The sequence below is a fragment of the Curtobacterium sp. DN_7.5 genome (assembly GCF_022655355.1).
GTDB classification, from domain to species: domain Bacteria; phylum Actinomycetota; class Actinomycetes; order Actinomycetales; family Microbacteriaceae; genus Curtobacterium; species Curtobacterium luteum.
This window is the reverse complement of the sequence record NZ_CP093378.1, coordinates 2,940,851-2,954,207: the sequence shown is the minus strand read 5'-3', so window position 1 is coordinate 2,954,207 and position 13,357 is coordinate 2,940,851. Positions and strand designations below refer to the sequence as shown.

Annotated in this window: 14 protein-coding genes; 2 read left to right on the top strand and 12 right to left on the bottom strand. The window is 72.1% G+C overall.

The features are described from left to right. Positions 1-289 precede the first annotated feature (289 nt). On the top strand, positions 290-514 hold the full coding sequence (locus MON03_RS13675; protein ID WP_148286133.1) for a hypothetical protein: 225 nt from the start codon (positions 290-292) through the stop codon (positions 512-514). 336 nt (positions 515-850) lie between these two features. Here MON03_RS13675 and MON03_RS13670 read toward each other — a convergent pair whose 3' ends face one another. After that, positions 851-1,138 carry a hypothetical protein gene (locus MON03_RS13670; protein ID WP_188889282.1) on the bottom strand — a complete coding sequence of 96 codons (288 nt, stop codon included), beginning with the start codon at positions 1,136-1,138 and terminating at the stop codon, positions 851-853. 100 nt (positions 1,139-1,238) lie between these two features. Between MON03_RS13670 and MON03_RS13665 the strand changes: the two genes are divergently transcribed. Next, positions 1,239-1,463: a cold-shock protein gene (locus tag MON03_RS13665; protein WP_031273308.1), complete on the top strand. Its 225-nt coding sequence runs from the start codon at positions 1,239-1,241 to the stop codon at positions 1,461-1,463. 69 nt (positions 1,464-1,532) lie between these two features. Here MON03_RS13665 and MON03_RS13660 read toward each other — a convergent pair whose 3' ends face one another. The 11 genes from MON03_RS13660 to MON03_RS13610 form a co-directional block, all read right to left on the bottom strand. Next, positions 1,533-1,718, bottom strand: a complete 186-nt coding sequence (locus MON03_RS13660) for a hypothetical protein (RefSeq protein WP_242088965.1) — start codon at positions 1,716-1,718, stop codon at positions 1,533-1,535. A 147-nt stretch (positions 1,719-1,865) separates the two neighbouring features. Further along, positions 1,866-2,699 (bottom strand): GntR family transcriptional regulator, encoded by an 834-nt coding sequence (locus MON03_RS13655; protein ID WP_175327548.1) that lies wholly within the window; start codon positions 2,697-2,699, stop codon positions 1,866-1,868. Positions 2,700-2,721: 22 nt separating this feature from the next. Continuing rightward, positions 2,722-3,354 carry a TetR/AcrR family transcriptional regulator gene (locus tag MON03_RS13650; protein WP_242088963.1) on the bottom strand — a complete coding sequence of 211 codons (633 nt, stop codon included), beginning with the start codon at positions 3,352-3,354 and terminating at the stop codon, positions 2,722-2,724. After that, positions 3,351-3,974: an isochorismatase family protein gene (locus MON03_RS13645; RefSeq protein ID WP_242088961.1), complete on the bottom strand. Its 624-nt coding sequence runs from the start codon at positions 3,972-3,974 to the stop codon at positions 3,351-3,353. Before MON03_RS13645 ends, MON03_RS13650 begins: the two co-directional genes overlap by 4 nt. Positions 3,975-4,086: 112 nt before the next feature. Further along, a complete protein-coding gene (locus MON03_RS13640) occupies positions 4,087-5,541 on the bottom strand; it encodes an MFS transporter (protein WP_277927292.1) in 1,455 nt (484 codons plus the stop codon). A 46-nt stretch (positions 5,542-5,587) separates the two neighbouring features. Next, positions 5,588-7,291, bottom strand: coding sequence for an amidase (locus tag MON03_RS13635; protein ID WP_242088959.1), 1,704 nt, complete (start codon positions 7,289-7,291; stop codon positions 5,588-5,590). Continuing rightward, positions 7,288-8,196: a carbon-nitrogen hydrolase family protein gene (locus MON03_RS13630; protein WP_022903907.1), complete on the bottom strand. Its 909-nt coding sequence runs from the start codon at positions 8,194-8,196 to the stop codon at positions 7,288-7,290. Before MON03_RS13630 ends, MON03_RS13635 begins: the two co-directional genes overlap by 4 nt. Beyond that, positions 8,193-9,329, bottom strand: coding sequence for a pyrimidine utilization protein A (rutA, locus tag MON03_RS13625; protein WP_242088957.1), 1,137 nt, complete (start codon positions 9,327-9,329; stop codon positions 8,193-8,195). Before rutA ends, MON03_RS13630 begins: the two co-directional genes overlap by 4 nt. Positions 9,330-9,354: 25 nt before the next feature. Next, the gene (locus MON03_RS13620; RefSeq protein ID WP_242088955.1) at positions 9,355-10,392 is read right to left on the bottom strand and encodes an ABC transporter permease; all 1,038 of its coding nucleotides are present in this window, start codon (positions 10,390-10,392) and stop codon (positions 9,355-9,357) included. Beyond that, on the bottom strand, positions 10,392-12,020 hold the full coding sequence (locus tag MON03_RS13615) for a sugar ABC transporter ATP-binding protein (protein ID WP_175327543.1): 1,629 nt from the start codon (positions 12,018-12,020) through the stop codon (positions 10,392-10,394). The genes MON03_RS13620 and MON03_RS13615 overlap by 1 nt, the downstream gene beginning before the upstream one ends. After that, a complete protein-coding gene (locus MON03_RS13610) occupies positions 12,017-13,198 on the bottom strand; it encodes a sugar ABC transporter substrate-binding protein (protein ID WP_242088953.1) in 1,182 nt (393 codons plus the stop codon). Before MON03_RS13610 ends, MON03_RS13615 begins: the two co-directional genes overlap by 4 nt. Positions 13,199-13,357: the final 159 nt, after the last annotated feature.

Sequence of the window (13,357 nt, the reverse complement as noted above, 5' to 3'; positions counted from 1 at the left end):
TTCGACTCTGCGACCAGCACTCGCGTCGACACGATCCGCGCCCGCTGTTCCTCGAGACGCGGTGATGGCCGGTCGACGGACGTGTTCATCCTGAAGGATGACCCGAGGTGCTGTTGCACGATGCAATACTCGCCGTCACGTTCGCTTCTCGACCCGGCTCCCGCACGCGGTGAGCAATGGGCGGGGCGTGCCGCTGGGGGCTCTTCGTCAGGAATTCACGATGCTGCAGGGCGCATTGTGCTGGGGGCGGACGTTGCATGCTGTTCGAATCACAGGAAAGAGACGTTCAATGAAGAAGAAGATCGCAGCAGTGCTCGCTGGTCTTGCGCTCATCGCTGGCGGGGTGATGGTGGGGGCTTCTCCGGCTTCGGCGAAGGAATGCGCCTACGAGAAGGGCGCTGAATGCACCGGCTGGTACCCGAACGTCAACACCTGCAAGGGGATCGCCTACCGTGGAACCTTCCAGCAGATGCGTGCATGCGAGGCGTGGGCCGGATGGGGATCGCACGGCTGAGCCATGTCGACGCTGCTCGCACGCAGCAGCGCTCGATCGAGCGTGAGCGGTGGGGAGCACCGAGGACCGTAGCGCTCGGCCGTTCCCGCCGGGCTCACCTCGGCGTCGGAAGGGAGGCCCGGGCCACGTGAGCAGACCCGCTCACGTGGGCCGGGCCTCCCGAGCGACCACCGTGGCGGCAGCCGCGCGTCCCGCCCTCACGCCACCCGCGAGTCGATCACCGCCCGCCCCCCCCGGGACCGCGAGCAGCTGCGAGCATGCGACCGCCTCCACGTTTTGAGGAGGAGCACGGCGCCGTTCGCCGACGTCCGCTTCTCGGGTGATCCGGTCGCGGGTTCATCCCGTGTGATCGCTGTCCGCGCGTGCTTCTGCTGTCGCAGGCGTTCGGTCGGGCTGCCGCTTCGTGGCACCACGCTCGGATCGAACGGACCCGTGCAGTGCGAAGCCGATCGCACCGACGGCGGCGGCCAGCAATCCCATCGCTGCGATGACGAACCCGGCTGCGACGAGGCCGACGGAGTCGGGACCCACGACGAGGCCGAGGAGCGCCATGATCACGCCCGCGACCAACGCTCCCACGCCGAGTGCAAGGCTGAACGCGCGAGGCGCAAGTCCGAACAGCATGCTGGCATCCAAGTCCTCGTTGCCGAGCGCGGTCGCCGGTCTGGGTGGCAGGGCTCGAGCGCGCCGCGAGTGGGACGTCTACACGCAGTACAGTGCGATCGTGCAGATCGTCGATGGCGTGTGTGTCTGGTGGAGCGAGGACGAGGGCTGGGGCGCCCTCCGTTCAGAGGCGCTCGAGTCCGATGTCTTCGTGCACTTCTCCGAGCTCACCGGGCCCGGCTTCCTCTCACTGCGGCCCGGACAGACCGTACGGTTCGAGGTCGAGCCCTACCCGGCCGGACAGGACGGGTACTTCTTCCGGGCACACAGCGTCACGATCATCTGATCGAGCATCGGTGACCTGACCGAAGGCGCTGCACGCGGGCAGGTCAGCGCGGCACCCCCCCTCGGCCCCTCAGCGGTCGAGCGCGCTGGTCCACAGGATCAGCAGGAGACCCGTGACGGTGAGCACTTCGACTCCGGACCAGAACCACGGAGCACTGCTCCCTCGTTCTGCCTTCGCCCGTCCGATCCCGTCCCTGCGGATCGCGATGACGACGGCGCGTCCGATCAGTCCGGCCTCTGCCAGTGCGATGGCCACGAGGCCGGACCACGGGTCGAGTCTGCCGGACGGGGAGGGCTCTACCTGCGTACACCTCGGGGTGGAGGCCCGGGCCACGTGAGCAGACCCGCTCGGGTGGTCCGGCCTCCCGTCCGGCCACTGTGGCACCAGCCGTGGGGCGCGCCCTCACACCACCCGCGAGTCGATGACCGCCCGGTCCCCCCGGTACCGCGAGAACCCGTACTCCACCGGGGTCCCGTCGGCCAGGCACATCAGCCGCTCGATGTGGAAGATCGCCTGCCCGGGGTCGATGTCGAGCAGGTCGGCCGTCCACTGGTCGGCGTTCACCGTGCTGAGCAGCAGCCGGCGTGCGACCGGCCGCTCGCCGCTCCGGCGCACCAGGACGTCGGGCACGTACGCGGTGAGCGGCTCGGACACGAGGCCCGGGAAGCGCTCCTGCGGCACCCAGCTCGTCCGGACCCGGCTCGGCTCCCCGTCGAACGAGATGAGGCTCTCGACGAAGTACGCCGACGTGCCGGTCATCTCGAGGTTCCGCCGGACGGTCTCCGGCGCGGGGACGAGCTGGACGCAGAGGTGCACGATGCTCAACCGGGGCGAGTCGAAGATGCTCCCGCCAGCGGTCTCGCCGTAGATCGTGACCTCCTCGGTCGTGCGTGCGAGGCTCACGGACGCGACCGGGCGGACGCCGAAGGTCCCGGACCGGGGAGCACGGGTGATGAGCCGCTGCTCCTTCAGCAGGGTGAGGGCTGCACGGAGGACGTTCCGCGTCGTGCCGTACAGGTCGAGCAGCTCCCACTCGTAGGGGAGCGGCCCCGCGAAGCGTCCGGCGACGATGTCGGCGCGGATGAGGTCCGACACCTGACGTGCGGCGTCGGACCGGCGGTTGAAGCCGATCCAGTGCCCCGGTCGGACGTCCCCGACGCCCATGTCGGTCCAGGGCGGAGTGGGACGGCGGTCCACGGGCTCGTCGAGTCCGGGCTCGGGCACGGTGTCGGTCACGAGGCCACCTCCAGGCTGTCGGTCACGAGGCCGCCCCCACTCGTGCGAGGTCCCCGGTCCACCCGGCCCACCGCAGGAACTCCCGCGCGAGCCGCACCGCGTAGTCCGGCGCCTGGATGTCGAGCGACACGAACACCCGCCGGTAGAACGTCGGACCGCCGAGCAGGTCGACCGCGATGCCGAGGTCGACGTCCGGTCGCAGGTCACCGGCGTCCATCGCCCGCTGCAGCATCGCGTTCACGCGGACCCGTCGGTCGAGGTGCCATGCGGCGACGGCCTCGGCCACGCGGGGTTGGTGGGCGGCGAGCTCGACGATGATCGGCAGGGCCCGACCCACCGGCGTCGCGACGAGCGCGTGCACCCAGCCGCGCGTGAGGGCGAGCACCCCGTCCTCGATCGCGGCGTCGAGCTCGGTCGGGATCGACTCCTCCATGAGCCGGATGACCGTCTCGGTGAGCAGGACGTCCCGGCCGGACCACCGCCGGTAGATCGTGGCGGCACCGACCCCGGCGGCGGCTGCGACCGCGCGGATCGTGAAGGCACCGGGACCACCGGTCGCGAGGATCGCCACGCACGCGGCGTGCACGGCCTCGTCGACCCCCGCGTCGCGGGGCCGGCCCCGGAGCACGGCGGGGCCGGTGGCGACGGCGCTCACGAGACGCTCCAGTGCGCGAGCACGCGGTCCATCGGCCACACTTCGCCGATCTTCGCGGCGATGTCGAAGAGGTTCGCCTCGTGGACGCTCGGCAGCCGGTCGCCGACGGCCTCGCGGACGACGATCGGCACGAACCCGTGCTGCATGGCGTCGGTGGCGGTGGCACGGACGCAGCCGCTCGTCGACAGCCCGGCGATGAAGAGCGTGTCGACGCCGCGTGCGACGAGTTCCGCCGCCAGCGAGGTCCCGAAGAACGCGCTCGGGTACTGCTTCTGCACGAGCGTGTCCCCGGGCTCCGGCGCGAGGCCCTCGATGAACGCCCCCGTCGGCGCCCCCGGCAGGTACGCCGCGAGCGCGGGCACCTTGCGGAAGAACACGCCCGCGTTCGAGCCGTCGGCGGACAGCGCCATCGTGGTGACGGCGACGTGCACCCCGGCTGCCCGCGCCTCGGCGGTGAGCTCCCGCATCCGGTCCACGGGCTCCTCCACCCCGGCGTACAGCCCGCACGTCCGGTCGATGTAGGCGGTCACCGGGTCGACGACGACGAGCGCCGCCCGCCGTCCCGGCTCCAGCGTGCCGGTGTACCCGGCCGCTGCGTAGTCCTCGTGGTCGTCGGTCATGCGGTCGTGCTCCCGTCGTGTGGTCCGGTGGTGTCGGTCTGGAGGCCCGGCTCGGTCCCGTCGTGGCGGCCGTCGGTCCGCCGCGTGGTCGCGGAGCGGCCCGCACAGGAGGTCATCCGGAGGCTCCCGCCTCGGGGACCGGACCCGACGTGTCGGGCCGGACCGGTGCCTCCCGGTCGGGTGGACCGAACGGTCCGAACGCGACGATGAGCGCACCGAGGGCCGCGCAGCCGGCGAACGTCAGCGCGGCCGAGCGGACCCCGTCGACGAACGCCTGGACCTCCGCCGTCGAGAGGGCGAGCAGGCTGCCGTCGTACGCCGCGGACTGCTGCGCCGCGGAGAGCCCGCTCGTTGCGATGGCCAGGCCGAGCGCCGTCGAGAACAGGAATCCGGCGTTCTGCAGCGCCGAGCGGATCGCGTTGGCGATCCCGCGACGGTGCACCGGCACCCGCACCATGAGCGCGGAGGTGCTCGGCGTCATGAACACGCCCGTCCCGACCCCGACCGCGCCGAGGCCGACCGCGGTCCACCCGTAGGCCCCGTCGTCGGCGAGGGACACGGCGAGCACCGCCGCGCCGACGGCGATGAGCAGCATGCCGATGGTCGACAGTGTCCGTGCGGGCACCCGGCGGGCGAGGACACCGGCGCTCGCCGCGGCGACGGTCGTGCCGATCGGGGTCGGGAGCACCCAGAGCGCGGCCTCGACGGCGTCCTTGCCGGAGACGGCCTGGAAGGTCAGGGACGCGAGGAGGACGAGGGCGTAGCTGGACAGTGCGCAGAGGCCCGCGGCGGAGAACAGGGTGATCGTCGCACGGTCGCGGAAGATCGACGGGTCGACCAGGGGATGTGCGACGCGGCGCTGCGTCCGGACGAACACCCACCCGAGGACGACCGCTCCGACGCCGGACGCGACGGCCGGGGGACTGCTCCAGCCCGACGAACCGCCGGTCGACACGGCGGCGACGAGCAACCCGACCGCGGCGACGGACAGCACTGCGCCGGGCACGTCGAGCCGCTCGCCGGTCCTCGGGCGTGCGACGCGGGGGACGAGTCGGATCGACCAGAGGAGCCCTGCGAGGGAGACGGGCACCCCCGCGAGGAAGATCCACCGCCACCCGAGGGACTCGGCGACGAGCCCGCCGACGATCGGACCGACGACCTGGCCGACGGCGGCCACCGTCGCGTTGACCCCGAGGCCGAGCGACAGGATCGACTCCGGGAACACGTCGGTGAGCAGCGCCGTCGTGTTCGTGACGATCGCGGCAGCGCCGACGCCCTGCACGAGCCGCGCGCCGATGAGGACGGCGGCGTCGGGGGCGAAGCCGCACGCGAGCGACGCGACGAGGAACACGAGGATCCCGGCGAGGTACAGGCGCCGCCGACCGACGAGGTCCGCGATCCGGCCGAACACGAGGATGAGCGTCGTCGTCGTGAGCATGTAGCTCAGCAGGACCCAGCTGGACTGCAGGGCGCTCGCGTCGAGGTCCGCGCTGACGTCGGGGAGCGCGACGAGCAGGGCGCTGGAGGAGATGAAGACGAGGACGACGCTGAGGCTCGACGCGCACAGGACCTGCCAGGCGCGGCGGCGGGCGGCGCCCTCGTCGGTGGTGCGACTACGGATGGGACGGCCCTCCCGGGGCGGAGGCGGTGGTGGAGCGCGAAGCGGAGACCGGCGGGACCCGGCGGTGGTGGTCGGTCGCGCGCTGGAACGCGACCGCGGCCGACAGCACCGTGCCGTCCGCCCAGGGACGCCCGACGAGCTGGACGCCGACGGGCAGGCCGTCCGGTGCGACGCCCGCGGGCATCATCAGCGCCGGGAAGCCGACGTAGTCGAACAGGCGTGTGTTCCGCGGCACGACCTCGTGCAGGTTGTGGCGCTCGCCGTCGACGGACATCGTCAGGTCGTCGAGCCGCGGGGCGGTGGCACCGATGCCGGGCGTCAGCACGAGGTCGACGCGGGCCTCGTCCATCCGGGCCACCATCGCGGCCTGCACGAGCGGACGCCGACGCAGTGCGCGGAGGTAGTCGGCGGCGCTCGGCGTGAAGGCGACCTCGAAGCGCGCCCGGGTGCCGGCGTCGAAGCGTTCGGCGGTCGCGGCGTTCGCCTCCTGGTTGGCGGCGAGCTCCCCGTAGAAGACCGTCCAGCACTCCGAGTCGACGGCTTCGAGGTCGTCGAACTCGATCGGGACGACCTCGGCCCCGAGCTCGTGGAACCGGTCGACCGCGGCCTCGTGTGCCGCGAGCACGGCGGCGTCGACGCGCTCGGTGAACCAGGACCGCGGCACACCGATGCGCATCCCGACGACCCGGGCCGGGTCCGCGGTGAGGTCGGGGACGGCCGGGTACGTGGACGGGTCCGCGCCGTCGTCGCCTGCCAGCACGTCGAGCACCAGCGCGAGGTCCTCGGCGCTCCTGGCCATCGGCCCGACGTGGTCGAGCGTCCAGGACAGGCTCGTGACCCCGGTGCGCGGGACGAGCCCGTGCGTGGGCTTGATGCCGGTGGTGCCGCACAGCGCGGACGGCACCCGGATGGACCCACCGGTGTCGGTCCCGAGCGCGAGGGGCACGATCCGCGCCGCCAGCGCCGAGCCCGACCCGGTCGATGAGCCGCCTGTCCACCGCTCGGCGTCCCACGGGTTGCGGACGGCTCCGTAGCGGGCGTTGTGCGGACCGCCGCAGGCGAACTCGGTCGTCGCCGCCATGAAGACGGGGATCGCGCCGGCCGCCCGGAGCCGTGCCGTCACCGTGGCGTCGGCCTGAGCGACCCGGTCGCCGGTCTGGAGCGAACCGCTCGTCACGACGGTGTCGGCGACGTCGATGATGTCCTTCACCGCGAACGGGACGCCCTCGAGCGGCCGGGCGGTGCCCTCGGCCCAGCGGCGGGTCGACTCGGTGGCGGCCGCGTCGGCACCGGCCACGAGCCGGAGGACGGCGTCCGACCACACCGCGTCGGTCGTCCACAGCGGCGCGAGCGCTGCGAGGACGGCCGTGGGGGTGGTGGCGCCGTCGGCGTAGGCGGCGAGGAGCTCGGTGACCGTGGCGCCGGCGGGGTCCGCCGCGGTGGAGCTCGTCGTCGGCGTGGTGTCGGCCGGCGCTCCCTGGCCCGTGGTCGGGCGGTCCGTCGAGGGCGCGGCCGTGGTCACCGCCTCCAGGAGCCGGGTGAACAGCGCGCGGCTGTGCCCGGGCTCGGCGGCGAGCGACGACGGCGACGCCGGGAGGGGCCGGGCGCGGCTCGCGGCCAGCGCCCGGTCCAGCTCCGGTGCGATCGTCGCGCGCACGACCGTGAACACGTCGGGCGCGGTGGTCGTCGCGCTCACACCGGCACCGCCGGGGCGTGGGCGTCCGCGAGGTACCGGAAGACGCCGGGCTGCCGGTCGCGGCCGAGCGGGAAGTCGGTCCGGGCGGCGGCGACCTCGGACACGTCGATCGTCGCGCGGACGATCGGGCCGGCCTCGTGAGCGGGGGCCGAGACGACGAGCGCGCCCCGCGGGGTGACGACGGACGACCGGCCGAAGTAGCTCACGGTCTTGCCGTCGAGCGTCTCCTGTCCGCCGCGGTTCGGTGCGACGACCCATGCCTGCGTCTCCATCGCCCGGACCTGGAGCTCCTGGGTGAACAGGGTCTCCCGGAAGCCCATCGACGAGACGAAGACGAGCATCACCTCAGCACCGGCCGCGCGCGAGGCGAGCCAGTACTCCGGGAAGCTCCGGTCGTAGCAGATGAGCATCCCGAACCGGGTGCCGAGCGCGTCGAACACGACCGGACCCGAACCGGGCGCGAAGTAGTGCTTCTCGTCGACGTCGGAGAGGTCGTCCTTCGGGATCGAGGTCTTGCGGTAGGTCGGCACGCGCTCGCCGTGCACGTCCGTGCCGTGCACCACGCTGCCGTCGGCGTCGATCAGGACGGCGCTGTTGTAGAGCGCGTCACCGCCGTCCTCGTAGAGGCCGAACGCGACCGCGGTGCCGAGGCGACGGGCGGCCTCGGCGAACCGGGCGGTGGCGGGGCCGGGTACGGGCTGCGCCCAGGCCTTGCGGTCGTCGTTGCGCACGCCGCAGAAGTAGGGCGTGGTCGCGAGCTCGGGGAAGACGACGAGGTCGGCGCCGTCGGCCGCCTGCTCGAACAGGGCCAGGAGTCCGTCGAGGGCGAGTCCGTGGTCGGCGGGCGTCTCGCCGGCCTGCACGATCGCGACCTCGATGACGGGCCCGGTGCTGCCGGTCGTCATGCGGTGACCGCACTCGGTGCGACGGAGGCGACGCCCTCACGGGTGCGCATGAGCGGCTGGATGCGGTTGCCGAAGTCGTCCATGCCCTGCAGGAAGTCGTCGAACACGAGCATGATGCCCTTCGTGCCCTCGACGTCGGCGGCCTCGTCGAGCATCGCCGCGACGTGCTCGTACGAGCCGACGAGCGTGCCCATGTTCATGTTCACGGCGCCCTCGGGCAGGGAGATGCGCTTGGCGGTGTTGCCCTCCTCGCCGTTGGCGTCGGTGAGCGCCTGCCCGGTCATCCAGGCGATCGCCTCGACGTCCACGCCGTCGCTGTACGCCTGCCACTTCGCCTGCGCGGCCTCGTCGGTCTCGTCGGCGATGACCATGAAGAGCACGTAGGAGCCGACGTCGCGGCCGGTCTTCGCCCGGGCCTCGAGGAGTGCCTGGTTCTGCTCGGCGTAGGCGGTCGGCGTGTTCACGCCGACGCCCATCGAGAAGTTGTAGTCCGAGTACTCGGCAGCGAACGCCATGCCCTGGGACGACTGCCCGGCGGACACGATCGGGATGTGCGACGTCGGCTTCGGCAGCATCCGGCAGTCGTTCATCTGGAAGTACTCGCCCTGGAAGTCGCTGCGACCGGTCTCCCACAGCTCCTTCATCACCTGCATGTACTCGGTCTGGTACGCGTAGCGGCGCTTGAAGTGGACCTCGTCGCCCGGCCACAGGCCCATCTGGTCGTACTCGGCCTTCTGCCACCCGGCGACGAGGTTGAGTCCGAACCGGCCGTGCGAGATGGAGTCGACGGTCGCGGCCATCCGAGCCGCGATCGCGGGCGGGATCGTCAACACCGCGGTCGTGGCGAAGAGCCGGATGCGCTCCGTGCGGGCGGCGAGCCCGGCCATCAGGGTGAAGGACTCCAGGTTCTCGTCCCAGAAGCCGCTCGGCCCGCCGAACCCGCGGAGCTTGATCATCGAGAGCGCGAAGTCGAAGCCGTACGACTCGGCCTTCTGCACGATCTCGAGGTTCAGGTCGAACGACGGCTTGTACTGCGGCGAGGCGGTGGAGATGAGCCAGCCGTTGCTGCCGATCGGGATGAAGACGCCGATGTCCATGGGGGACTCGCTTTCTGTGGTGAGGGTCGTGGTCATGGGGGAGGGCTGGAGGAGCCGGAGGTCAGGACCGCTTGGCGGCGGCCTTCGCGGCGCTCGTGACGGCGTGCCGGCGGATCGTCTGGGAGACCGCGACGGCCACGATGAGTGCGCCGCCGTAGAAGAGCTGCTGGACGAAGTTGTCGGCGCCGAGCATCTGCAGTCCGACGACGCCGGAGAACAGGAAGTAGACGGCGATGAAGGTCCCGACGGCGTTGAAGCGTCCGGGGACGATGGCGGTCGCGCCGAGGTAGCAGGCGGCGAACGCGGGGAGCAGGAACGACTGTCCGCTGGACGGGTCGGCGCCGCCGAGCGTGCCGGCGTAGACGACCCCGGCGACCGCGGCCGTGAAGCCCGCGCCGACGAACGCGCCGACCCGGAGCCGTCGGACGTTCAGGCCGGACAGGTCGGCGACCGTGCGGCCGGTCCCGACGAAGAGCAGGCGCCGGCCGACGGGGGTGGCGCTCAGGACGATCAGCACGACGACGGTCGCGACGAGCCCGTACACGAAGGCGAGGGGCAGGCCCGCGAGACCGCGCCAGCCCACGGTGGCGTTCACGAGGGCCGGGTCGACACCGGTCACGGAGGAGGAGGCGCTCATCCACTGGATCAGGCCGATCATGAACGTCGACGTGCCGAGCGTCACGATGAACGAGTCGATCCGGAACGCCACCGTGAGCAGACCGTTCACGAGGCCGACGACCACGCCGATGACGAGCCCGACCAGGATGGCCGGCACGAGCGGGACGCCCGCCTGCGCGTTGAGGACCGCGATGGTCATCGCCGACAGCGACATCGTGGACGCCCCCGACAGGTCGAACTCGCCGGCCGTCAGCGGGAACAGGAAGCCGAGCGCCAGGATGAGCAGGACCGACTGCGAGCCGAGGATGTTCTGCAGGTTGCCGAGCGTCGGGTAGGTGTCGGGCAGCACGACGCTGAACGCGATCACGATGACGAGCCATGCGCCGAGGAGGGCGTAGCGCTCGGTGTGGCCCCAGCTGAAGCGCGGGCGGCCGGGGCGGGGGATGCCGGTCTCGAGGACGGGCTCGGCGGTGGTGGACATCAGGCGTTCTCCTTGACGGGGGAGGAGTCGACGGGGGTGGGAGGGTCGACGGTGCTGGCGACGACCGCGGCCGCGATGACGTCGCGGTCGATGCGGTCGCCGGTGAGCACGTCGTGCACGCGGCCGTGGGCGAGGACCACCACGCGGTCGCAGACCTGGGCGAGCTGGTCGTGGTCGGTGGAGGCGCAGACGATCGAGACGCCCTGGTCCGCGCTGCGCCGGAGCATCGCGAAGATCGCCGCGCGGGCCCCGACGTCGATGCCCTGCGTCGGCTCCTGCAGGAGGACCAGGCGCGGGTCGTCCTGCATCCACTTCGCGAGCACGGCCTTCTGCTGGTTGCCGCCGGAGAGCGTCCCGAACAGCGCGGCCGGGTCGGCGGGCCGCACGTCGTACTCGCGGACGAGGCCGGCGACGTGCGACCGCTCGCGGGCCGGGGAGAGCCCGAGCAGCCCGCGGAGGCGTCCGAGCACCGGCAGTGTCACGTTCTGCTCGACCGAGAGCGTCAGGGCGCCGCCCTCGCGCTTGCGGTCCGCCGGGACGTACACGACGTGCCGCGCGATCGAGTCGGCCGGGGTGGCGCGGGCCAGGTCGGTCGTCGCGCCGTCGAGGGTCAGCGTGCCGGTCGCCGTCCGGGCGCCGTAGAGGCCGGGGAGGACGTCCTCGACGCCGGACCCGGCGAGTCCGGTGATGCCGACGACCTCGCCGTCCGCGACGTCGAAGGACAGCCCGTCGACCGGGCCGACCGTGAGGTCGCGGACCCGGACGACGGCGTCGCCGGTCGCGGCCGGGCGCGAGGCCCTGGTCGTCTGGCCCTCCACGCCACGGCCGACGATGAGCGACACGAGTTCGTCCGCGGTGGTGGTGGCGGTGTCGCGGTGGGCCTGCACCCGCCCGGCGCGCAGGACCGTGACCCGGTCCGCGTACTCGAGCACCTCGGACATGTCGTGCGACACCAGGAGCGCCGACGTCCGACCGTCGGACACGAGGTCCTTGACGACCCGGAAGAGCAGGTCGGCGTCGTCCGGCGGCAGGAACACCGTCGGCTCGTCGAGGACGATGAGGGACCGCTCGTCGCCGAGCTCGGAGACCGCGCGGAGGATGGCGACGAGCGCCTTCTGCGTGTCCGTGAGCGCTTCGACCCGGGCACGGGGGTCGATGTCGACCCCGTACCGCTCGAACAGGGCGGCGGCGGCGCGGTGCTCGGCCCCCCACCGGACGAACGGTCCGCGGCCGGCCACGACGGACGCGAGCCGGAGGTTCTCGGTCACGCCGAGCGACGGCACGAGGGCGAGGTCCTGGTGGACGAAGCTGATGCCGACGCGTCGGAAGTGCCCGGGAGGCACGGGGAGGGGGAGTCGGTCGCCGCGGACCTCGATCGTCGCCCCGGGGTCCGGGGCGTAGGTGCCCGAGAGCACCTTGATGAGGGTGGACTTGCCCGACCCGTTCTCGCCGAGCAGCGCGTGCACCTGGCCCGGACGGACCTCGAGGTCGACGTCGTCGAGGGCGGTCAGTCCGCCGAAGCGCTTGGTGAGCCCGCTGATGCGCAGGACGGGCGCGGTGTCCGCACCGACCCCGGCGGCCGCAGCGGACGCTGCGGAGCCGAGCCGTGCCTCCCGGGTGTCGGTCACTTCGCCGGGCCCCAGATCTTCTCGTACCCGGTCTTGTAGGCGTCGCCGTAGCCCTTGCTCGGCTCGGGCGGCGTGCCCGTCTCGTCGACGTTGTCCTTCGTGAAGACCTTGAGGGGCGTCTGCTCGTCGCCGTCCTCGATGATCGGGGTGTCGGTGAGCACGCGACCGGCCTGGTCGATCGTGGCGTAGGCGAGCCACTCCATGTTCTCGCCGATGTCCATCGTCATGACGTTCCCCTGCTGCAGGATCTTCATGACCGCCGGGGTGCCGTTGTACGAGGACGTGTGCACCTGGCCGGTCTTGCCCGCTGCCGTGACGCCGGCCTCGACGAAGAGCGCCATCGAGTCGTAGATCGGCAGCACGTAGTCGAGGTTCGGGTCGGACTGGATCGCGGACTGCACGGTCGACGAGATCTTCGTCGCCCAGTCGGCGACCGGGACGTTCGTGACCTTCACCGTGCAGCCGGAGCAGTACTGGTCGAACTCCTCCTGCATGGCCTCGACGATCCCGTTCGACGGCGGCACCTCGGAGGAGGTGATGATGAGGACGTCACCCGTGCCCTTGGTCTCCTTGATGGCCCAGTCGGCGTTGAGCTTCGCGGCCTCGTGGAACGGCGCGGTGACCTGGGCGGCGACGAGCGACTGGAGCTGCGACGGGAGCGCCTGCCCGGTCTGGTAGGTGTGGCTGACCAGCACCGGGATGCCCGCCGCCTTCGCCCGCTTCAGCGCCGGGACGATCAGTTCGCCGTTGACGCCCTGTGCGAGGACGATGATGTCCGCCTTGCGGCTGATCGCCTGGTCGATGCCGGCCGACTGCTCGGTCGGCGTGCCCTGGTTCGTGTACTCGATCCACTTCGCCCCGTACCGCTCCGCGAGCGCCTCGCCCGCCTCGTCGACGGAGACGATGAACGGGACGGCGGACGAGTTCGGGATGTTGAAGATGGTCTTGCCGGCGATCTTCGACAGGTCGAAGGGCTTGCCCTCGAACGTGAACTCGGGGTCGACGCTCGCGGCGGTGATCTGCCTGGTCGCGTGGGTCACGCCGGCCGCGTCGTCCTTCGAGCCGGTGGACGCGGTGCTCGTGGCGGAGCAGGCGGAGAGGACGAGGACGCCGCTGAGGGCGGCGGCGAGGATCGCGGGGCGGGCGAAGCGTGTTCGGGTCGGTGCGGGGGACGACATCGGTCGGTGACCTCCAGGACGTGGTGCGGGGACGGGTGGGGGTGCTGCGGGAACGACGAACACCCCGCGGCGCGGGGTGGGCGTGACGGCGTGGGACGACCGGTCACGGGGGAGGGTGCTGCTGCACCGGCGGCGATGGCGTCGGTGGGACGGGGCCGC